Annotated in this window: 21 protein-coding genes and 1 pseudogene; 14 read left to right on the forward strand and 8 right to left on the reverse strand. The window is 62.2% G+C overall.

Annotated features, from left to right (window positions below; all coding sequences use genetic code 11):
* Nucleotides 1-240 precede the first annotated feature (240 nt).
* A complete protein-coding gene (locus ACT3UA_RS07945; protein ID WP_141393608.1) occupies nt 241-1,023 on the forward strand; it encodes a hypothetical protein in 783 nt (260 codons plus the stop codon).
* A complete protein-coding gene (locus tag ACT3UA_RS07950) occupies nt 1,020-1,352 on the forward strand; it encodes a transcriptional regulator (protein WP_096288777.1) in 333 nt (110 codons plus the stop codon). The genes ACT3UA_RS07945 and ACT3UA_RS07950 overlap by 4 nt, the downstream gene beginning before the upstream one ends.
* A 671-nt stretch (nt 1,353-2,023) precedes the next feature.
* Here ACT3UA_RS07950 and ACT3UA_RS07955 read toward each other — a convergent pair.
* Genes ACT3UA_RS07955 through ACT3UA_RS07965 form a run of 3 tightly spaced genes read right to left on the reverse strand, consistent with a single transcriptional unit; the run spans nt 2,024 to nt 3,583 of the window.
* Nucleotides 2,024-2,935, reverse strand: coding sequence for an SURF1 family cytochrome oxidase biogenesis protein (locus ACT3UA_RS07955; RefSeq protein WP_096288775.1), 912 nt, complete (start codon nt 2,933-2,935; stop codon nt 2,024-2,026).
* The gene (locus tag ACT3UA_RS07960) at nt 2,936-3,178 is read right to left on the reverse strand and encodes an acetone carboxylase (RefSeq protein WP_096288773.1); all 243 of its coding nucleotides are present in this window, start codon (nt 3,176-3,178) and stop codon (nt 2,936-2,938) included.
* Nucleotides 3,179-3,583, reverse strand: coding sequence for a DUF3099 domain-containing protein (locus tag ACT3UA_RS07965; protein ID WP_444615905.1), 405 nt, complete (start codon nt 3,581-3,583; stop codon nt 3,179-3,181). It lies immediately after the preceding gene.
* Between the two features lie 209 nt (nt 3,584-3,792).
* Between ACT3UA_RS07965 and ACT3UA_RS07970 the strand changes: the two genes are divergently transcribed.
* On the forward strand, nt 3,793-4,515 hold the full coding sequence (locus tag ACT3UA_RS07970; RefSeq protein ID WP_096288768.1) for a beta-ketoacyl-ACP reductase: 723 nt from the start codon (nt 3,793-3,795) through the stop codon (nt 4,513-4,515).
* Between the two features lie 41 nt (nt 4,516-4,556).
* Nucleotides 4,557-5,306 (forward strand): SDR family oxidoreductase, encoded by a 750-nt coding sequence (locus ACT3UA_RS07975; protein ID WP_096288766.1) that lies wholly within the window; start codon nt 4,557-4,559, stop codon nt 5,304-5,306.
* A 132-nt stretch (nt 5,307-5,438) separates the two neighbouring features.
* On the opposite strand, the gene ACT3UA_RS07980 is transcribed toward ACT3UA_RS07975, so the two are convergent.
* The 3 genes from ACT3UA_RS07980 to serB all read right to left on the reverse strand — a co-directional run bounded on the left by ACT3UA_RS07980 (nt 5,439) and on the right by serB (nt 9,133).
* Nucleotides 5,439-6,233, reverse strand: coding sequence for a GNAT family N-acetyltransferase (locus ACT3UA_RS07980; protein WP_096284293.1), 795 nt, complete (start codon nt 6,231-6,233; stop codon nt 5,439-5,441).
* A gap of 76 nt (nt 6,234-6,309) precedes the next feature.
* Nucleotides 6,310-8,049: a VanW family protein gene (locus ACT3UA_RS07985; RefSeq protein ID WP_096284295.1), complete on the reverse strand. Its 1,740-nt coding sequence runs from the start codon at nt 8,047-8,049 to the stop codon at nt 6,310-6,312.
* A gap of 160 nt (nt 8,050-8,209) precedes the next feature.
* Nucleotides 8,210-9,133, reverse strand: a complete 924-nt coding sequence (serB, locus tag ACT3UA_RS07990) for a phosphoserine phosphatase SerB (RefSeq protein WP_444615908.1) — start codon at nt 9,131-9,133, stop codon at nt 8,210-8,212.
* Nucleotides 9,134-9,485: 352 nt separating this feature from the next.
* Between serB and ACT3UA_RS07995 the strand changes: the two genes are divergently transcribed.
* From ACT3UA_RS07995 to ACT3UA_RS08030, 8 genes and pseudogenes are all read left to right on the forward strand, one after another.
* Complete coding sequence (locus ACT3UA_RS07995; RefSeq protein ID WP_444615910.1) at nt 9,486-10,277, forward strand: ABC transporter ATP-binding protein; 792 nt, start codon at nt 9,486-9,488, stop codon at nt 10,275-10,277.
* Between the two features lie 14 nt (nt 10,278-10,291).
* Nucleotides 10,292-11,098 (forward strand): sulfite exporter TauE/SafE family protein, encoded by an 807-nt coding sequence (locus ACT3UA_RS08000; protein ID WP_096284302.1) that lies wholly within the window; start codon nt 10,292-10,294, stop codon nt 11,096-11,098.
* Nucleotides 11,091-11,930 carry a TrmH family RNA methyltransferase gene (locus tag ACT3UA_RS08005; RefSeq protein ID WP_258133437.1) on the forward strand — a complete coding sequence of 280 codons (840 nt, stop codon included), beginning with the start codon at nt 11,091-11,093 and terminating at the stop codon, nt 11,928-11,930. The genes ACT3UA_RS08000 and ACT3UA_RS08005 overlap by 8 nt, the downstream gene beginning before the upstream one ends.
* Before the next feature lie 133 nt (nt 11,931-12,063).
* Nucleotides 12,064-12,321, forward strand: coding sequence for a type B 50S ribosomal protein L31 (locus ACT3UA_RS08010; protein ID WP_096284304.1), 258 nt, complete (start codon nt 12,064-12,066; stop codon nt 12,319-12,321).
* Nucleotides 12,322-12,499: 178 nt separating this feature from the next.
* Nucleotides 12,500-13,081, forward strand: coding sequence for a carboxymuconolactone decarboxylase family protein (locus ACT3UA_RS08015; protein WP_096284306.1), 582 nt, complete (start codon nt 12,500-12,502; stop codon nt 13,079-13,081).
* Between the two features lie 83 nt (nt 13,082-13,164).
* A pseudogene (locus tag ACT3UA_RS08020) lies at nt 13,165-13,515 on the forward strand (sigma-70 family RNA polymerase sigma factor); the annotation flags it as partial.
* Nucleotides 13,516-13,597: 82 nt separating this feature from the next.
* Entirely contained in the window at nt 13,598-13,984 is a 387-nt protein-coding gene (locus tag ACT3UA_RS08025) for a hypothetical protein (RefSeq protein WP_343252113.1), read from the forward strand.
* A 105-nt stretch (nt 13,985-14,089) separates the two neighbouring features.
* On the forward strand, nt 14,090-15,145 hold the full coding sequence (locus ACT3UA_RS08030; protein WP_444615913.1) for a lipoate--protein ligase family protein: 1,056 nt from the start codon (nt 14,090-14,092) through the stop codon (nt 15,143-15,145).
* 12 nt (nt 15,146-15,157) lie between these two features.
* On the opposite strand, the gene pepN is transcribed toward ACT3UA_RS08030, so the two are convergent.
* Nucleotides 15,158-17,803, reverse strand: coding sequence for an aminopeptidase N (pepN, locus tag ACT3UA_RS08035; RefSeq protein WP_444615915.1), 2,646 nt, complete (start codon nt 17,801-17,803; stop codon nt 15,158-15,160).
* 53 nt (nt 17,804-17,856) lie between these two features.
* Nucleotides 17,857-18,591, reverse strand: a complete 735-nt coding sequence (locus ACT3UA_RS08040) for a FadR/GntR family transcriptional regulator (protein ID WP_096284314.1) — start codon at nt 18,589-18,591, stop codon at nt 17,857-17,859.
* A 132-nt stretch (nt 18,592-18,723) separates the two neighbouring features.
* On the opposite strand from ACT3UA_RS08040, the gene ACT3UA_RS08045 reads away from it, so the two are divergent.
* Together ACT3UA_RS08045 and ACT3UA_RS08050 are read left to right on the forward strand one after the other, a co-directional pair.
* Complete coding sequence (locus tag ACT3UA_RS08045) at nt 18,724-20,340, forward strand: ABC transporter substrate-binding protein (protein WP_096284316.1); 1,617 nt, start codon at nt 18,724-18,726, stop codon at nt 20,338-20,340.
* Between the two features lie 88 nt (nt 20,341-20,428).
* A complete protein-coding gene (locus tag ACT3UA_RS08050; RefSeq protein WP_176484106.1) occupies nt 20,429-21,385 on the forward strand; it encodes an ABC transporter permease in 957 nt (318 codons plus the stop codon).
* The last annotated feature ends 2 nt before the right edge of the window (nt 21,386-21,387 follow it).

Below are 21,387 nucleotides of genomic sequence, written 5' to 3' on the forward strand. Positions count from 1 at the left end.
ACGCTTCCGGGAACTTGAGCACCTGGCTAAAACTATCGGAATTAACAGGTTCTGGCTCGAAGTAGCCGGTTGAAGTGCTGATCCATATCCACTTTCCAAGGAGAAAGTTCCTGCTATCTTGGAAGTATGGATAGTTCACCTGCTGACGATGGTCTTGATGGGTGGCCGCACCCCGACCCGAAGACTGCCGCTCGAATGCTGGAGGAGGCCAAACGGGTAGATGCTCGCACACAGGAACTAGTGGCCCAGAACCTCCAGTCCGCCCGTAGCAAATGGAAACCGGCGGTGTTCTTTACATATATAGCAACTTTTCTGTTGGTATTTACCGGACCTCTAGGGCATCTTGGCATTTCGGATGCATACGCCGGGCGGCTATGTGCGACATTGCTAATCCTGCCCATGCTTATGTACACGTTATTGATTCAGGGTGCTAATCATCGGGAATCGGCCTCAGCAGTTATTGTGTTGAAAGGTCGCAAGTTGGTTAGTGTCTTATTCGCCGTCCTTTTATTTGCGGCATTGCCGACTGCAAGTATGTTGGGAATCGCCATACCGTGGTGGATGTGTCTTGTAACCGCAGCGCTCATAGTCTTACCGATGGCTGCGAGCACGTTGGCCGGGCGCCGGCGCACCGGGAACCAGGTGCAGCAGAGTCGCAGAGCATGGAATCTCGCGCCGCTGAACCTCCGTACTCGGCTTGGCACTCTCGCAGCGGCCCTCTACTTAGGAATCGCGATTTTCTCGCTCTATTTTTCCTGGTTCGCTCTCGCCCAGTTCGTAATGAGCATGTTAATGTTGGCGCTGGTCATTTTAGGTGCCTCCAGCAGAGGATTGGTCAAACTCGGTGCCCACTGGAGAGATCAAGAGTGGTTCGCTTTCGGATTGTCGTTTTTCTTGTACCAGTTGTCCATGCTGGTCGCTATACGCACGACATGGGACTCTCCTGTAGTTGGAGTCGTAAGCGCGATCGTTGTTGCGCTTCCCATGGCTCTCGGCGCGTTACTTAGCAAGCAACGATCATGAGCGGCGGAGAGAATGAGAAACAGCATCCACGACACCAACTGGATGATGCTTTGCTCACACCAGTTCGGTTTTCGCTCATGGCCGCGGTGCGAGAAGACGCAGAATTCGATTTTGCAACATTGCGGGACATGATTGAAACAGAAGATTCAACCCTTAGCAAAGCGATCAGCTACCTGCAAAAAACTGGCTATGTTGTGCCGCGAAAAGGGTATGTCGCAAATAAACCACGTACTTGGGTGCGTGCGACTCCGGCAGGAACTGCCGCATTTAGGCGTCATCTCGCAGCGCTTCAAGAAATTGCAGCTGGGCACGGCGAAGATCTGAGCTAATTCAGCAGCAGTGGATCGTCCGTTATAAAATTGTTCGGTTCCAGCAGGTTCACAATCTAACTCGTCTGGCGTGCCGCACTCTCGGAATCGCATACAGTTTTCACCAATTGTAAGAACGTCAGTTGATCAGATGCGACCATCACGGTAGCTGATTCGTTGTTCAGAATCTCTAGCCACTGGATTTGGAGTAGCTTCACAATTTTGAACCTGTTCTGATGGTTACCCAATCGCCCCAACCGCAAATTAATGCAGGGGGGTATAGATTGGTCTCACCGCAGTACGGTTCAATCCGCTCAAGATAGGACAGCGCAAGCTGCCGGAACGACTGGTTCCGCACACAGCGCTCCGCGCCTTCCTGCGATTCAACAGATTCAACTGACTTGAACCGGCCGCCGAACCAACGTTTTGTAAATTATCGGTAGCCTGACGCAATCCCGGGCAAAATTTTCCAAGATATTCCGGGTCGCTAAATCACTGGCGAAATGGCTAGGGCACCGAGATATCTCGTTGGAGCTCGGATACCAGCCTGCGATGTGGAGACGATCCCTGGACGCAAGCAGCAACCCGGGGGGCTGATCCAAGATGCCGACGCACCTCGCTTGGGGGCAGATTCTCAGCTGAAACAACTGACCCTAACCGAGTTCCGGTTAGGGTCTGAAGTTTTGCTGTACTCAGCGCGATTCGCTGGAGGAGCCGGCGTCGCGCGGTTCATCGAGCATCGCGTCCTCGTAGGCCTCGTCGGTCAGCGAACCGTCGCGCCTGAACTTCTTCTCCTGCTTTGCGCGCAGCTTGCGCACCCGGTGCACCGGTTCGTCGAAGCCCAGTGCCTTCGCCTCGGCCAGCTCGGCGGCGTCTTCGGCGTTGATCTTTCGCTGTTGCTTCACCGCATACCAGAAGCCGACGAAGGCAAGCACGCCGAAGGCGTACCACTGGTAGGAGTAGGACAGGTGCGGGCCTTCATCGGTGTCTGGCTTGTCCAGCGCAAGCGGCGTCGTGGCCGGCGCCGGATCTTCCGCGTACATGATGCCGTAGGCGCCTTCGGCGATTGGGTAGCCAAGATCCGCGGCATAGCCCGGCAGGAAGATGGAGGCTAGCTGGCCCTCGGGGGCACCACGATCCAGTTCGACTTCGGTTGGCTTCAGCCGAGCCTCCAGCGTGACGGTGCCCGTTGGGGGAGCCGGGACCTCATCGGGGCGACCGTTTTCGGAGTTGCCGATGGGCAGGTAGCCGCGGTCGATAATGACCGTGGCGCCGCTTCCGGTGCGGAAAGGCACCAGCACCTCATAGCCCGGACGGGCCGCCTTGATGCGGTTGCGCACGATACGTGTGTCCTCGGCGAGGTACCGGCCGGTGAGCTTCACCGTCATCCAGGTATCTTCTTCGGGCAGCGCGTCGAACTTCGCCAGGGCCGCATTCCCGGAGACCGGTTCGGCATCGTAGTTGTTGTTCACGTGGGTGATCGCGGTGAGCACCTCGGCGCGGCGATCAGCCTGCCACTTGCCGAGGCCCGTGCAGGCGGCGGCGAAGATCACGACGAGCAGCAACCAGCCCACCCAGCGGGTGCTGGCCAAAAAACGGTACATTTACTGATTGGCTCCTTCGCCCATTGGCAGAGTTTCCTTATAGAGCAAGCGTTCCTTGAGGTAGGTCTCCAGCCATTCGCGATGCTCCTGGCAGGCCAACCAGATCTTGCGTCGTTCCGGGGTGTGGATTTTGGGGTTATTCCACAAAAGCTGATATTCGGCCGGCAGGCGGCATCCCTTGCGGGAGCACTGCACCGGGGCCGGGGCGGAATTTGCGCCACCAAGCGAACCCAACAGATCCATCTACGCCTCCTTCGGAGTCTCGGTTGGCGGGGCCGGCTCGACGAGTGTGCCGTCGATGATGACCACTTCTGGTTCCTCGACCCCGGTGGCCTGGACCTTGTTTTCAAGCTGTTCCGGTTCGGTGCCCGTGAAGAACTCCGCCGGCGGCTCACGCTTGGTCAGATCTGCACCGCCGTTCGCAATGACCACCGCGATATAAGGAAGAACGATCGCCCCGGCCAGCATGACCCAGCGAATCCAGCCCTCAAAAAAGAAAGCCAGAATGAAGCACACCATGCGCACGGTCATGGATATCGTGTATTTGCGTACACGCAGATCGCGCTCGGAGCTATGGGACTCGTGCGCTTCGGTAATGCGATGAACCGGCTGGTCCTTGGGACCGGGGTTCGAGTGCTGGTGTGACATGGCTTTCGAACTTCGCTCAACGGGGTTATTTCTGCCCCTATTCTCTCACTTGAGCCTGTGAGAACCGAATTTCTACATGCCGTCGAAGCGGTAATACTGCGGGGTAGCTAATAGGATTGTTCTCAGAGTAGCTACTGACCTAAGCAAAGTGCCTGATCCTTCGCCCGCAAACGGACGGTGTGCAGGAGAAGCATGGATGGAGAAATACATTGAGCACGGATACCACCAACGGCCGCAGCGTACTGGTCACCGGCGGAAACCGCGGAATCGGCCTAGCCATTGCGCGTTCCTTTGAAGCCAACGGCGACAAGGTAGCGATCACCTACCGCAGCGGAGAGGTGCCTGCCGGGCTGCTGGGCGTGAAGGCGGACGTCACCGACGCGGAGTCGATCGACGCGGCCTTCAAAGAGGTCGAAGCGGCTCACGGCCCGGTCGAGGTGCTCGTCGCAAACGCCGGTGTTACCAAAGACACCCTCCTGTTGCGCATGAGCGAAGACGACTTCACCTCGGTGATCGATACGAACCTGACCGGCGCCTTCCGTGTGATCAAACGCGCAACCAAGGGCATGCTGCGCCTGAAGCGTGGGCGCATAGTGCTCATCTCCTCGGTGGTGGGGCTCTACGGCTCGCCGGGCCAGATCAACTACGCCGCGTCCAAGGCCGGACTGGTGGGTATCGCCCGTTCGCTGACCCGCGAGCTGGGTTCGCGCAATATCACCGCCAACGTGGTCGCCCCGGGCTTCATCAATACCGAAATGACCGCCGTGCTTCCGGAAGAAACCCAGAAGTCATACCTGCAGTCCATCCCGGCCAACCGCTTCGCCGAACCCGAAGAGGTAGCCAACGTGGTCCGCTGGGTTGCCAGCGACGAAGCGGCCTACATCTCCGGTGCCGTGATCCCGGTCGATGGCGGCCTGGGCATGGGCCACTAGAACTACCCCCAATCTTCAATCATCCTAAGGAGTAAGAAAAGTTGAGCGAATACAAGGGTGCAATTGTCACCGGTTCATCCCGCGGCATCGGCGCTGTCACCGCACAGATCCTCGCCGAACAGGGTGTCGGCGTGGTGATCAACTACCGCGCCAAGGCGCCACGAGCCAACAAGATCGTGAGCACCATCGAGGAAAAAGGCGGCAAGGCTGTCGCCGTCGGCTCTGACCTCACCACCGTCGAAGGCCCGCAGGCCCTGGTTGACGCAGCGGTCGAAAACTTCGGTTCCCTCGACGTGCTGGTGCTGAACGCCTCCGGCGGCATGGAAACCTCCATGGGGGAGAACTACGCGCTGCGCTTGAACCGTGACGCGCAGGTCGCAATGCTCGAGGCGGCCCTGCCAAAGCTGAGCGAGGGCGGCCGCGTGGTCTTCGTGACCAGCCACCAGGCGCACTTCATCAAGCAGGTCTCCACCATGGATGCCTACGACCAAGTCGCGCAGTCCAAGCGTGCGGGTGAAGACGCCTTGCGCGAGTTCATCCCGAGGCTGGCCGAGAAGAATATCGACTTCGTTGTCGTCTCCGGCGACATGATCGAGGGCACCATCACCGCGACCCTGCTCAACCGCGTAGAACCAGGCGCCATCGAGGCCCGCCGCGAGGCCGCCGGCAAGCTGTACTCCGTCGAGGAATTCGGCGCCGAGGTTGCCAAGATGGTCTTCGCCGAGGTGGAAACCGGTCACACCGAGTACGTTGGCGGCGCCGAGGACTTCCTGAAGCAGGCAGGCCAGTAACTACCTGCTGATCAGCTGATCAACTCCAAAGCCTGTTGCCCGCCCCCATAGTTGGGGGCGGGCAACAGGCTTTTTAAGCATCCTATCGAGGGGGCATGCCGTCGTGGCTGGCCAGCGAAGAATCCGCTGAGGTTAGCATGTCCACTGATAGGGGGTGGTTGCGGAGACCTTCAGCAGACCATAGCGTTCGAGGATGGGACGGGAGTACTCGGTAGAGTCGCTATGGATCAGCGTTTTGCCCAACTTCAGCGCGGAGCGGGCCCGGGCAGCCGTCAGCGCACGGTAGATCCCTCTTCCGCGCCATTGCTCAAGGGTTCCGCCGCCCCAGATGCCTGCAAATTGCGTTCCGGGAACGGGTTCAAGCCTTCCGGCACTGACGATCTGCCCATTGGCTTCGGCAACCCAGAGTTCCATCCCGTCATCGGTGGCCAGGCGCTGCAACACCGCCTCGGCGTGATGCTCCGACACCGGATCGCCGAAGGCCTCATCCTGCATCGCACACATCGCGCGCACTTCTGTCTCGGTTGAAACTTGGCGCAGCCGAACGCCCGCCGGCAACTCGACGTCCACCGCGAGATCCGCTGCCGGCCCAATCATGATGGACTCGGATTCTTCGGCAACGAATCCATGGGCTAGCAACTCGTCGTGCAGTCCGGGTGCATGATCGTGGCCGCGCGTCTTCCACTCAACCCGGGTGATCTCGGGCGCTAGTTCGTAGTGGGTCAATGCCTCGCCAACTAGGCTGGAAAGATCAATCCCGCTGGCCCGGTCAACGTGCGGGTAGGTGATGAACCCTCGGCCCTTCGCGAAGCTCACCAGGCGCAGTGGACCGAGCCGTGCCACGTTGAGCGCGCTCGGCGTTTCTGCATCGGTGCGAAGCTGCTCGTCGTATAAACCAAGAAATTCTGCGGCCAATGCTGTGCCCATGGTTGGTTCCCGCCTGCCGGATGGATCAAAAGGGCGCCTCCTGAATAATCAGAAGGCGCCCTGGGAAGTTGTGCGGTTACGGCTTCTCGCCGCAGACCACCTTGTGCCATGGCTGGTAGGTCCAGCTCTTGACATCCGGTGGCAGGGTTTTCGAACCGTCAACCGTCGTGCGATTGCGCGTGATGTCGATGGTGAAGCCCTTCTGCCCGCCGCTTTCGGAAACACATTCCTTGGCGGTGTTGTACTTGATCTCCGGGTTCGTCTGGTTGTACTTGCCCGAGCTCTTCTGCGAGACCTTCCAATAATCGGTGCTCCACAGCCGAGTGTGCACCCGGTCCCCGGATACCCAGGCCTGGATCATCACACCATAGGGGGAGTTGTTCTTCCAGATCATGTCGACCGAGCCTTCCCACAGGGTGGCTTCGCGCCCCGCCGGGTAGCGTTCGAACCAGCGGGAGTGCGGCTTGTGGGTGACGTCGTCGTAGCCGGCAAGGAAGCCGACGTTGTACAACTGGGTGGAGATCTGCGACAGGCCTCCGCCAACCGCTTCACTGGAGAAGCCGTCGACCACCACGCCGGAACCGAAGTAGCCGTTGGCCACGGTGATTGGGCCCAGGGCCTTGAGCAGCGAGAAGTTCTCCCCGGGCTCGATCACGGTTCCGTTGATGCGTGCCGAGCCCGCACGCAGGTTCTTGGTGCGGACCGTGTCATTGGTCGGGTAGGGGGTCGAGAATTCGACGATCTCTTCCTTGATGCCCAGCTTCTTGGCGTCTTCGGTGGTGAAATCGGCTTCCGAAGCGCTCAGCACCACCTTTGCGGTGCGCTCCTTGGTTTCGGTCGCGGCCAGTACCTTGGCGCCCAGGCCCTTGGTCTCGAGCGCGACGCCGGTCACCGATTCCTTGATGGTGGGCTTGCCATTTGCCAGCGTGATGCGCGCGTTCTTGGCCGTGCTGCTCAACTCGGAATTCTTGGTCGCCGCGGCAAAGAGCTTCTTGTCGTCCAGGGTGATGGCCGGGGCGCCGTCCTTCGGCGTGTAGCTGGCCGCGGCGGCGATCGAAGCGGTCGAAATATCGACCTTCTTTTCATCCGAGGTCAGGGTGACCTTGTCCGCGAGCAAGGACTTCACCTGGTCGTCATAGAAGGACTGCAAGGCATCGGGGGAAATCTCCGGCTTGGTGACCTCGCTGGGCAGCTCAATCCCGGCTGCGCCGATGCGCCATTCTTCGCTCAGCAAGCTGGCGGCCTCATCTTGCTTCAACACGACGCCAACAACGGGCGCGACGAGCGTTGCCTTGCCCTCGGCGAAGGTGATATCTCCCTCGGCGACCTCGGCGTTTGCCTTCTTGGCCAGCGCCTGAAGTTCGGTGTTGAGCTTGTCGTTGGCTACGTCGATGCTCGCGGTGGCGGTGTATTTTCCGGTTAAGCGATCGAGCAGATCGGCCGGGTTTGCTTCGTATCCGGTCAGGTCGGCGACCGTGTCATCGATGTTGAGCGTCAGCCCCGCCTTGGCCGGATCAATTTTGTAGCTCTGGGCATTTACCAGGACCTCGAAGGGCTCAGCCGCCAAGGGCGCCACGGATTCACTCAGGGCAGCTCGTGCTTCGTCCTGGCTCATCGAACCGATGTTCACCCCGGCGATGCTCGTATTAGCCGGGATCTGGGCGCTCACGAAGGCTGCACCGCCGAAATAGAGCGCCGCCGCAGCCACCACGCACGAACCGGTAATGATCCAGGGCTTGGCCTTGCTCTTGGCCTTGCCCTTGGAACCGTTGCGAGCGGAGGGTGAGGATGAACTGTCCGGGGAGGGAGTCTGCACTTGTCTGTTAGCTCTTTCGAAAAGCGATTGGGGTCGGGCACGGTACGTGAATTATTACTTCCAAGTACAGCAATGCACCAAAAGAAATACTAACGGGTGGAGCAACCGACACGCGGTGTTGTGTGAGCAATCGCCTGAATTGTTATCGAGTTGTTGGATTTCAGGCCGCCAGGTCATCCAATACTAGGTCGGCGATCACATCCAGGCGGCCAAAATCGATGCGCGCGCCCGCTTGCTCCCGCAGCGCCGGCTTCGCGTTGAAGGCCACCCCCAGCCCTGCGGCGTTGACCATGTCCAAATCGTTGGCACCGTCCCCGGCGGCGATGGTTGCCTCCATGCCGATGCCGTGTTCGGCCGCCCAGGCGCGCAGCATCTTTTCCTTCATGGCGCGATCCACGATCTGGCCATGCACGGTGCCGTCGAGCAGGCCCGCGGTGATGCCCAGGGTATTTGCCAGCGCGTGGTCCAGCTTGAGCTTTGCCGCCAAGGGGTCCAGGATCTGTTGGAATCCGCCGGAGACCACGCCGACCAGGTGCCCGGCTGCATGGAAGCGCTGCACCAGTTCGCGTGCGCCGTCGGAGTAGACCACGCGCGCAATGACTTCGCTCAAGACGGTTTCCGGCAGGTCTTTGAGTGTGGCCACACGCTGAACCAGCGATTGGGCGAAGTCCAATTCCCCGCGCATCGCAGCTTCGGTGACCGCGGCGACCTCCTCCTCGCGCCCGGCATGGGCCGCAAGCAATTCGATGACTTCCTGCTTGATCAGGGTTGAATCGACATCCATCAGCAGCAGCATGCGCGGCGCATCGGTCAGCGCGGAATCCACCACGGTCACGCAGGCGTCCGCAGCCGCAAGCGCACCGGTTGCGACGTAGGCGTCAAAGGCCTCTTGCGCCGCGATTCGCAATGCGGTCGAATCAGCATTCTCGATGCGCACCCTTGCCACCATGCGCTCGGCTGAATGCTGCACGACAAAGGCGGCGTCGGCGGGAAGGGACATTGCCTGGCCCAAATGGTCGATGAGCGAATCGAAAGTTTCGCGGGGTAGTGCCGGGCGGGAGACGAGGGTCAAAGTTGAAGCCATGAAACTATTTTCGTCTCTGGAGCCAAGTACGACCAAACATGACGGTCGGTTCCTTTCCGCTGGCGGTAGAGCCAATGCACTTGTAAACGTTGGCTCAATGAGTTTCGGATGGCCAATGTGCCGGCAGACCTGATGGAAGCGAGAAACTGCGCGGTGCCGGGTTCGCTTCTCGCCGCGCACTCAGCGGGAAGCCTGCCGGTGATCCGCTTCCTTGACAAGCGGGGTACCCGCCACGGCTGGACTGCTATTCGGCGCTCGGCCGGTCCACCACGGGCGCGTGGAGTCTTATTCCACATCAACCACGGTGTTTTCAATTAGTGAATCAGAGAACGAAAGTCTAGGCTTAAAAACCATGAGCGAAGTGCTAACTTTCAACGATGTCAGCGTGATGCGCGGGGGTAAAAACCTGCTCAAAGACGTGTCCTGGGAAGTCACAGAAGGCCAGCGGTGGATCGTGCTGGGCCCCAACGGCGCCGGCAAGTCGACCCTGATGAACATTGCAGCCACCCGTCTGCACCCCACCCGCGGCACCGCGGGCATTTTGGGCGAAACCCTGGGCAAGGTCGACGTCTTCGAATTGCGGCCGTTGATCGGTTTGAGCTCGGCACTGGTCGCCAACGCCATTCCTGGCAACGAGACCGCGCTGAACGTGGTTCTCACCGCCGCCTACGGGATGACCGGGCGCTGGCGCGAGAAGTACGAACGTCTCGACGAGCGCCGTGCCTTCTCCATGCTCCACCAGTGGGGCATGTCCACCTTCATGAACCAGCCATTTGGCAAGCTGTCCGAAGGCGAGCGCAAGCGCGTACTCATCGCCCGTGCGCTGATGACCGACCCGGAACTGCTGATTCTCGACGAACCAGCCGCAGGCCTGGATCTCGCCGGGCGCGAAGAACTGGTGACCAAGCTCACCGAGCTGGCCGCCGATGAAGACTCGCCGGCCCTGGTGCTGGTGACCCACCACCTCGAGGAAATACCGCCAGGCTTCACCCACATCTTGATGCTCAAGGACGGCGAAGTGGTTGCCTCGGGCGAAATCGCCTCCACCCTGACCGAGGAAAACCTCAAGGCAACCTACGGGATGGAGCTGAGCATGCGCGAAGACGCCGGCCGCTACTCCGCCGTCGCGCGCCGCCAAGGCTAAGGACGCGCTGAACTGTGATCGAATTTTGGCGTGAAGCGTTAATCCTGCTCGGCGGCCTGTGGGCGGGAACCATCAACACGGTGGTGGGGTCGGGCACGCTGGTGACCTTCCCCATCCTGGTCGCATTGGGAATCACCCCGGTCAACGCGGTGGTCTCCAACGCCATGGGCCTGATCGCCGGCGGCTTCTCCGGCGCCTGGGGCTACCGCCGCGAAGCGGCCAGCGTGAAGAAGACCCTGCTGAAACTGGTGCCGGTCTCCCTGATCGGCGGACTGATCGGTTCGCTGCTGCTGCTGAACCTGCCCGAATCGGTGTTCGGTGTGGTCGCCCCGGTGCTGCTGCTCTGCGCCTTGGTGCTGGTCATCTACCAGCCGAAGCTCGCCGCCTGGGCCAAAACCCGGCAAGCACAGCGCGGCGGAAGCGACCCGGACGACGCGGACCGCGCGAAGATCCCGCTGATCCTCTACGTGCTGGTCTTTGTCATCGGCGTCTACGGCGGATACTTCACCGCCGCCCAGGGCGTGCTGCTCATGGCGGTCTTCGGAGTCTTCCTGCAGGCTTCCCTGCAGCAGTCCAACGCCATCAAGGTGATCCTTTCGCTGCTCGTGAACCTCGTCGCCGCCGGGATTTACCTGCTGATCGCACCGGAACGCATCCACTGGCTGATCGTCCTGCTGATCGCCGTCGGCTCGCTGATCGGCGGGTTCATCGGCGCGAAGGTGGGACGCAAGCTCTCCCCGGGATGGCTGCGCCTGGTCATCGTCATCCTCGGCGTCGTCGCCTTGGCGAATATGCTCTACAAGCTGGTAGCCGGTGCCTGAGATCACCAACCCCGAACGCATCCTGCGGGTCGAAGATCTGCATGAGGATGCGCGTTTGGACGAATACCTGCGCCTCTCCGAAGCCCACCTGCGCATGCGCACCGACGTGGAAAACGGCCTGTACATCGCCGAAAGCACCACGGTGGTCACTCGCGCCATCAACGCCGGCCACGTGCCGCGCAGCTTCCTGCTGGCCGAAAAGCACCTGGACCAGCTGGCCGAAGAGTTCGAACGCTTCCCCGAGGTGCCGATCTTCATCGGCAACGACCGGCAGCTGCAGGACCTGGTCGGCTTCCACCTGCACCGCGGCGCGATGGCCTCGATGAACCGTCCGGCACCGCTGGACCTGGGCCAGGTGCTCACCGCCAGCTCGCGGATCGCGATCCTCGAAGACATCGCCGACCACACCAATCTCGGCGCGATCCTGCGCTCGGCCTCCGGACTGGGCGTCGACGCGGTGCTGATCACCCCGAAGTGCGTAGACCCCTGGTATCGGCGCAGCGCGCGCGTGTCCATGGGCACCGTCTTCGACCTGCCCTGGGTGCGGCTGAACTCCTGGCCAGAGGATATCGCGATCCTCAAGGACCATGGCTACACGATGCTGGCCATGGAACTGACCGAGGACGCGGTGGCGCTCAACGAGGTCGAGATGACCGAAGGAAAGAAATTTGCGATGATCCTGGGCAACGAAGGCAGGGGAGTGGCAGAGCAGACCCTGGCCTTGGTTGACCAGGCGGTGATGATCCCGATGCGCCGCGAAGTCTCCTCGCTGAACGTCGGCGCGGCCAGCGCCATTGCCTTCTGGCACCTGTGCTCCGCGCCACGCAATTGAGTTTCGCAGAACTTGGTTTTGTGGGATAGGATGGAATGTCTGTGTATCGACCCTGGTCGAGGTCGCAGGCTAATTTTCCGAGCAAGTAGCTGCTGGCAAAATCCAGTGGCCATAAACCAAAAGGTGTATAGCTATGAAGGCTGATATTCATCCACAGTACGGTCCAGTTGTCTTCAACGACCTGGCTTCCGGCGAGCAGTTCCTGACCCGTTCGACCCGTTCGTCGGACAAGACCATCGAGTGGGCAGATGGCAACACCTACCCAGTGATCGACGTCGAAATTTCGGCTGCATCGCACCCGTTCTACACCGGTAAGCAGCGCATCATGGACACCGCTGGCCGTGTCGAGCGCTTCAACGCCCGCTTCAAGGGCTTCGGCGGCAAGAAGTAATTCTTCGCCCCTCGCAAGCTTAAAACGGCGCGATTCCAGTTTGACTGGAATCGCGCCGTTTGCTTTTTAACCGGCAGCACACCGCCGGTCGATTGGCCTGCGCAGCCGAGGTGTCACAGATCCGGCGCGGGCGGTGTCTTCATGTCATAGGACCCAGAACCGACCCGCAGGAGGAGTCATGACCAGCAGGATCCCGGCCACAGAAATCACCGGTCTCTACGGTGCACTCATCAAGAAATTCAGCGCGAAGATGTTCGGCAAAGTCCCGGAATCCCTGGGCGTGATGTGGCACAACAAGCCCGTGCTCAAGGCATCCATGGGCATCGGGCAGAAGGTGCAGAAGTGGGACAGCTGCGATGAGTCGCTGAAGTCTTACGCCCATATGGCCGTGGCCTCTTTCATCGGCTGCACGTGGTGCCTGGACTACAACTACTTCATGGCGCACAACCACGGCCTGGACCTGGACAAGGCCCGGCAGATCCCGTGCTGGCGCGAGTCCGAGGTCTTCACTCCGACGGAGCGCGACGTCCTGGAGTATGCAGAGGCCATGAGCGCCACGCCCGTCTCGGTGACCGACGAACTCTCGGCACGGCTGCTCGAGCAATTGGGCGCGCCGGCGCTAGTCGAACTGACCAGCGTCATCGGCTTCGCCAACCTCACCACCCGCAGCAACGTCGCCCTCGGCATCGAATCCGAGGGATTCGCCGATTCCTGCGGGCTGAAACCGCTCGCGGAGCGCGGCGGCCGCGGAGTAGCATAGGCGGCATGAGCAACCTCGGCGCCGCTGACCTGCAGGATCCGTTCCTCGTGCACCGCGGCCTGCTCTTCACCGTCGCCTACGAGATGCTCGGCTCCGCGGCGGATGCCGAGGACGTGGTGCAGGAAGCCTGGCTCCGTTGGGCCGAATTGGACCCCGGCGTCCGCACGGCCGTCCGCGACCCGCGGGCCTACCTCGTGCGCACCGTCAGCCGCCAGGCGCTCAACCGCCTGCGCACGCTGTCCAGGCGGCGGGAGGACTACGTCGGGCAATGGCTGCCCGAGCCCCTGCTCACCGTGCCGGATGTCGCCGAGGACGTGGAGCTGGCCGAAAGCGTCTCGATCGCCATGCTCACCATCCTCGAATCGCTCGCCCCCGTGGAGCGTGCGGTATTCGTGCTGCGCGAAGTCTTCGACGTGCCTTACGCGGAAATTGCCGAGTCCGTGGGCAAGTCGGCGGCCGCCGTGCGCCAGATCGCCAGCCGCGCACGCTCTCATGTGGCCGCCCGGCGCCCCCCGCATGCGCGTGGATCGCGGCGAGCAGCGGGAAGTCGTGGAAAGCTTCCTGGCGGCGGTCACCACCGGGGATGTGCAGGGCCTGATGGACGTGCTGGCCCCCGACGTCATACTCATCGCCGACGGCGGCGGCGTCGCCCAGGCCGTTCGGGTGCCGGTGTACGGTGCCAAGAAGGTGGCCAATCTGCTGCGGCTCTTCCCGGAGGCCGCGCAAAACCCGAAGATCGCGCTTCTCTGGCTCAACGGGGGCCTGGGCATCCGCATCGACGATGAAGCAGGCGGTCCCTCACTCATAAGCCTGGTGGAGGAAGGCAGGGTCGCACGGATCTTCGCCATGCGGAACCCGGACAAGCTCGGCCGCTTGGAGGCGGAGACTCCGCTGGAGCGCTAGCCGGTCAATAGCCGCAGTGCGCAACCGCCGGCAAGGAGCAATTCGTCGCCCCTCGCGCCGTTTGCTCTTTAACTCCCCGCCAACCTGAGACGATAGAATCGTCCCATGAAGCATCATGGCGAATACAAGGTAGTCGGCGGCAAGCTGGTCGTGGTAGATCTCGAAAGCGTCAACGGGGTGATCGCCAACGCCTCGGTGAATGGCGACTTCTTCCTGGAGCCGGACGAAGCCCTCGAAGACCTCAACGCAGCACTGGAGGGGCTGCCCACCGAAGCCAGCCACGGCACCATCCGCGATGCGGTCAACGCGAATCTGCGCGAAGGCGCGGTAATGTTCGGCTTCGACGCCGACGCAGTGGCCCGTGCGGTACGCCGGAGCCTGGGCCACGCGACCAAATGGGAAGACCACCAGTGGGAAATCCTCGGTCCGCAAATCATCCCAGTTGCCGAACAAGTAGCCCTGGATGAGGTGCTCACCCGGCAAATCGCCAAGGGGGAGCGCAAACCCACCATCCGTTTCTGGGATTGGGATGAATCCGCGGTGGTGATCGGCTCCTTCCAGTCCCTGCGCAACGAGGTGGACATGGAACAGGCCAAGCACCACGGCATTAAGGTGGTTCGCCGTATTTCCGGCGGCGGCGCGATGTTCATGGAGGCGGGCAACTGCATCACCTATTCGCTGTACGCCCCGGATTCGCTGGTGGACGGCATGAGCTTTGCGGACTCCTACCCATTCCTCGATGACTGGGTGATGCAGGCCCTGGAATCAGTGGGCATCAAGGCGCACTACAAGCCGCTGAACGACATCGCCACGCCCAGCGGGAAGATCGGCGGCGCGGCGCAAAAACGCCTGGCCAACGGGGCGCTGCTGCACCATGTGACCATGAGCTATGACATCGATGCGCAGAAGATGGTCCAGGTGCTGCGCATCGGTCGTGAAAAGATCTCCGACAAGGGCATCACCTCGGCGGTCAAGCGCGTGGATCCGCTCAAGTCGCAGACCAGCCAGAACCGCTCGCAGCTGATTTCGACGATGATGGACACCTTCGCCAAGCGCACCGGCGCCACCCGGGCGCAGCTCGATGAGCAGACGCGAAAAGCCGCCCAGGACCTGGCCGAATCGAAATTCGACACCGAGGCCTGGACGGCTCGCGTTCCGTAAAGCCGGGGTAATCTAGCGGCTGATCCGGCTGAAGGACTGCGCCTGCAGGCTGCGCTGAAGCTCTGCACGTTCCTCGATGAGGATGCGTTGCAGGGCGGCCGGCGCCGACTGGTTGGCCTCCAGCCAGGCGTTGGCCGCAAGCAGTGTCGGGTTCTGCTCCGGGTCGCCGGTCAGATCCTGGATGCCCGGATAGAGCCCCTCGATCACGCGCGTGGCGAATTCCATGCTCATCGTTTCGAAGACCGGCAGGATGGCCGCCCAGTAGCGCCGCTGGCAGTCGGCCAGGAGGCTGGGAGATCCCATGGCGAAACCTTGGGCGATCGCCGAGAGCGCGTCATTGGACAGCGAACCGTTGTCGTCGTGGCTCATCAGCACCGTGTCGAAGGCGGCTTCCTTGACCGCGGCATCCGGGCGGGCGGCCAGGGCGGTGCGCACCGAGTTCTGCGCGACGCTGGTCGGGTTGGCCTTCGCCGCCTCATGCATCCGCTCCTGGGCGGCGGAGTCCAACCGGCCGGAGGCCGCGAGGGCAATATAGCTGGCCCAGCGCAGCTGCTCGTCGACGGTGACTCGATAGGGATTCGGTTCCTCGGCGAGGAAGGAATCGATGATCTCCGGCGCCACTCCGGAGCGCGCCAGACGGGCCAGCATGCGCGCGGTGGTGGTTTGCTGGTCGCTGCCGGAGGCGAATTCCGTGAGCCAACCGGTGAGCACCCGAGCCGCCTGCTCGCGCAGCGCCGCGCGAAGTTCCGGGGCGACATACTTGGAGATCGAGGTGGCCAGCTGGTCCAGTAGCACCGAGAACACCCCCGAGTCCTCGATGGTGTTCGCGTGCTCCAGAATCGCCGCCACATAGCTTTGCCCATCGAGTTTCCCCTGGCGGACCGCGTCCCAGAGCGAGGCCCAGCAGGTGGCGCGCGGCAAGGAATCGCGCAGCGCCCCCAGATGCTCCAGCAGGGTCCGCAGCGAGCGCTCATCGAATTCGATCAGCGCATAGGTTTCATCACCGTCGTTGGGCAGCAGCAGGTCCGGGGCGCGCTGGCCGATCAGGAAATCCAGCTCGACGCTGGCGCCGAGCAGTTCCACGCGCTGGGATTCGGTGCGCTCCAGGATGCCGGCGCGCAGCGTGTAGGTGGCCACGCTCAGCACGTGGGGGCGGATGATCGGCTCGCCGCTGATCGGGTCGGTCCCGCGCTGCTCCAATTGCGCCGCGGTGATCAGGCCCGATTCGTTCACCGTATAGTGCACCGCGAGCTTCGGCACCCCGCTGGTCTTCAGCCAGGCATCGGCCCAACCGCGCATATCGCGCCCGCTGGCCTTTTCCAGGGCCTGCAGGAAGTCTTCCAGCGAGGTATTGGCGTACGCGTGCTGCCGGAAGTAGGCGCGCGCCGCATCGCGGAAGGCCTCGGCTCCGACGAAGGCGGCCAGCTGCTTGAGCACCGAGGCGCCCTTGGCGTAGGTGATGCCGTCGAAGTTCTGGTCCGCGGCCAGCAGATCCGGAATATCCGCCACGATCGGGTGGGTGGTCGGCATTTGGTCCGCCACATAGGCCCAGGCCTTGCGGCGGGCGGCGAAGGTGGTCCAGGCGGTGGTGAAGTCGGTGGCCTCGTCATTGGCCAGGGTGCCGATGTAGTCCGCGAAGGATTCCTTCAGCCACAGATCATCCCACCACTTCATGGTGACCAGGTCGCCGAACCACATGTGTGCCATCTCATGCATCAGGGTGTTGGCGCGCTGCTCATGCTGGGCCTCGGTGGCCTGCGAGGTGAAGACATAGCGTTCGGTGAAGGTCACCAGTCCGGGGTTTTCCATGGCGCCCAGATTGTATTCGGGGACGAAGGCCGAATCGTATTTGCCCCAGGGGTAGGGGAAGTCGAATAGTTCGTGGAAGTACTCCAGGCCCTGGCTGGTCAGCTTCAGGATCTCTTCGCCGTCGAAGTGCTCGGCCAGCGAGGCGCGGCAGGTGGCCGCCATCTCGATGCTCAGCTCTTCGCCGTCGGCCAGTTTCTGCAGGTGCGTTCCGCGCACCACATGGTAGGGGCCGGCGAGCACCGCGGTGATGTAGCTGGAGATCGGAGCGGTCGGCGCGCAGGATACGGTTTTGCTGCCGTCGCCATTGCTGACCTCGTCGAGGACCTGCTGGTTGCTGGCCAGATGCCAGCCTTCCGGGCCGGTGAGGGTGAAGCGGTAGCTGGTCTTCAGATCCGGCTGTTCGAAACAGGCGAAGACGCGGCGCGCCTCGGAGGGCTCGAACTGCGTGTAGAGATAGGTCTGCCCGTCTTGCGGATCCACAAAGCGGTGCAAGCCCTCGCCGGAGCGGGAATAGCTCGAGCGTCCGGTGATCCGCACGGTATTCGGCGCGTCGGTGCGCAATCCGCGCAGATAGATGCGCGCGTCGAGCACCGCATCGGCCACCGGGATTTCGGACCCGTTGAGCACAATGCTCTGGATCGACTCGTGTATGTAGTCGATGAAGGTTTCGGGGGAGGCCGCCGAGAAATTCAGCGTCGTCACCGCGGCGAAGGAGGTCTCCGCCGCGTCGGTGGCGTTGCGCAGATCAAGCTCGACTTCTGCGAAGTGCCAGCCGATGTTGGCGGCGCGCCAAGCTGCCTCGTCGCGTCGCAGGTTCTCATTGGGTGCATAGCGTTCTAATGTGTCCACCCTTACAGCTTAGCTGTGAAATAAATGTTTGATAATGCCCCGAGGGGTGGCAGTTATTCTGCCGCGGCGTGCATTCGGGCTAGCAGTTGGCGGATTCCCTGGAAATGCTCGGCCAGCAGCAGGCGTGCCTGCTCGATGTCCTTGGCGCGAACCGCCTCGAGAATCGCGCGGTGGGCCGCCGCGGTCTCCAGCAGCGTCGGCTTGTCCGGCTCGGCCTGGCCGATCACGTCGTGGATCGAATGGTAGACCTCCCAGAACACGCCGAGCAGATTGCTGAGCAGGGTGTTGTTCAGCGGCTCGAAGAGGATCCGATGGAAGTCGCGGTCCGCGTCGGTGAACATGTCGCCTTCAACCGCCGAATGCTCCATGCGCACCACGGCGGCTTCCAGCGCAAGCAGATGCTCCTCGGTCACCGCGCCGATGGCCTGGCCGATCAATCCGGTCTCCAGGGCCTGGCGCACATCCACCAGCTCGCCGGCCTCGTGGCCGCGGTGGCGCAGCGACATCTGTCCGCGGAAGGAGAGCGAATCGTGCAGCGCGCTGAGCGTATTCTCGGCGACGAACATGCCGAATCCGTGCCGGGTGTCGATGATGCCCAGCGCTTGGAGCACCTTCACCGCTTCGCGCAGCGAATTGCGCCCCACGCCCAGTTCGGCCATCAAGTCCTGTTCGGTAGGCAACGGGTCTCCGGGAAGCAAGTTCCGTTCCAGGATCAACGCGGTGATATCGGAGGTCAGCGCCCGCAGGCGTGACTTTGCATCGGTGCGGCGTGGCCCATTAATCGTCATGAACTTCTCCAATTTTCCAATTCGCGGCTGTGAGCTAGTTGACCACCGCTAGTGATTACCATTACAGTCTAGGCTATAGATCGGACATCCTACGTCCGATGAACTGACATTATTTCCTTGGAGGTGGCATCGATGGCACTTAATGAAGTGGCAAACAAGCCCTATGCTCGTCGAGACTTTTTGAAGATTACCGGCATGGTCGGCGCGGCCGCGGCATTCTCCGCCAGCCTTGCCGCGTGCTCATCGGGCAGCAGCACCGAAGGGTCCGCCGGATCCGGGTCAGCTGCCACCGCAGGCCTGCTCACCGCCGGCATTTCCTACGCTCTGTCCACCGGCTTTGACCCGATGACCTCCTCGGGGGCCACGCCCTACGCGGCGAACATGCACATTTTCGAGGGCCTGGTCGATCTGCACCCGGCCACCCGCGAACCGTATCTGGCGCTGGCCGCCGCGCAGCCGGTCCAGGTTGACGACACCACCTGGGAAGTGGCGCTGCGCCAGGACGCAACATTCCACGATGACAAGCCGGTTACCGTCGAGGATGTGGTGTACTCCTTCGAACGCGTGCTGGATGCCAAGAACGCCTCGCTGTTCGCGCAGTTCATTCCGTTCATCAAGTCGGTCAAGGCCAAGGATGCGAACACCGTTTCCTTCACCCTGAACTACGCCTTCCCGCTGTTCCCCACCCGGATCTCGGTGGTCAAGGTTGTCCCGAAGGCCATCGCCTCCAAGGACCAGCTGGCCTTCGACGCCACCCCGATCGGCTCCGGCCCCTATAAGTTCGTCTCCGCCACCAAGGACGACAAGATCGAATTCGCCAAGCACACCGGCTACAACGGCAGCCAGACGGCCACGGCCGAAAAGATGACCTGGTTCCTGCTCTCCGATGCGGCCGCTCGCGTGACCGCCATGGAATCGGGCCGCGTCCAGGCCATCGAAGACGTGCCCTACCTGGATATGGAGCGCCTGAAGGCGAAGGCCAGCGTGGAATCGGTGCAGTCCTTCGGCCTGCTCTTCTTGATGTTCAACTGCGCCGAGAAACCCTTCGACGATGCCAAGGTCCGCCAGGCCCTGCACTACGGGCTGGACACCGAATCCATCATCCAGACCGCGCTGCTGGGCAATGCCAAGGCCGCGACCTCCTATGTGCAGGACACCCACCCGGAGTACCTCAAGGCGGACACCGTCTACAACTACGATCCGGCCAAGGCCGAAGCGTTGCTGAAGGAAGCCGGAGTGGGCAACCTGAGCTTCGAGCTGAAGACCACCGACACCTCCTGGGTGAAGGACATCGCCCCGCTGATCCTCGAATCCTGGAACAAGATCCCGGGCGTCTCGGTGACCATGCAGAATCTGCAGTCCGGTGCCCTGTACGCAGACAATGTGGACTCCGGGAAGTTCACCGTGGTCGCCGCCCCGGGCGACCCATCGGTGTTCGGCAACGACCTGGACCTGTTGCTGTCCTGGTTCTACCGCGGAGATGTCTGGCCTAAGTCCCGCTTCCGCTGGAGCGGAACCAAGGAATACAAGGAGCTGCAGACGCTGCTCGACCAGGCGGTCAAGGCCGAAGATGCGGCCAAGGCGAAGGAAGCGTGGGGCAAGGCCATCAACCTGATCGCCGCCGAGGTGCCGCTCTACCCGGTGCTGCACCGCCAGCTGCCCACCGCCTGGAACCCCGATGCGGTCGAGGGCTTCGCGCCGCTGCCGACCACCGGGGTGTCCTTCGTCGGCGTATCGCCTAAGGCCTAGCCGCACCGCCTGGCCGGGCACCGCCTTTGCGGGCGGAGCCCGGCCAGAGACGAGCCACATTCACTTCCCAACCCAACGGAGTCCTTGCGTGGGAAATTTCCTCAACCTGCTGCTACGCCGCCTCGCGGCACTGCCCGTGATGATTCTGGGCATCTCGCTGCTGGTCTTCATCATCCTCAAACTCGCCCCCGGCGACGAGGCAACCAGCGCCCTGGGCGAAGGTGCCTCGGCGGCCGCCAAGGAAGCCTACCGGGAAGAGCGCGGACTCAACGATCCGATCTTCATCCAGTACTTCGCCTTTCTCGCCCGGCTGATCCGGCTGGACTTCGGCAGCACCACGCCGCCGGCCCAGTCGGTGAGCACCATGATCCAGGGCGCCTTCCCGCTGACCTTGCAGCTGACCTTCCTCGGGGTGGTCATCGCCGTGGTGATCTCGCTGGTCTTCGGTGTGCTCGGCGCGCTCTACCGCGACAAGTGGCCGGACCAGCTGGTGCGCATCTTCTCCATCGCCGCGATCGCCACCCCGTCCTTCTGGCTGGGCATCCTGCTCATCCAGTGGTTCGCCCTGGGCGCGAACCCGCTCTTCCCCTCCGGCGGCGCCGCCCCGGCTGGCGGCGGCTTCGGCTCCTGGCTGAGCCATATGGCCCTGCCCGCGCTGGCCCTGGCCATCCCTGTCTCCGCCTCGCTGACCCGCGTGGTGCGCACCTCCATGGTCGAGGAGCTGGACCGCGACTACGTGCGCACCGCCATCGGCAACGGCGTGCCCCGCAACGAGGTGGTCAGCCGCAACGTGCTGCGCAACGCACTGGTCACCCCGGTGACCGTGCTGGGGCTGCGCATCGGCTACCTGCTCGGCGGCGCGGTGGTCATCGAAATGATCTTCTCGCTGCCCGGCATGGGACAGCTGATCATGAACGGCATCACCAATCAGGACACGAACCTGGTCCAGGGCGTGGTGCTGACCATCGCGATGACCTTCGTGCTGGTGAACATCGCCGTCGACCTGTTGTACCTGCTGATCAACCCACGTATTAGGACGGTGTAGCG

The organism is Glutamicibacter sp. 363 (assembly GCF_052379505.1).
GTDB lineage: Bacteria > Actinomycetota > Actinomycetes > Actinomycetales > Micrococcaceae > Glutamicibacter.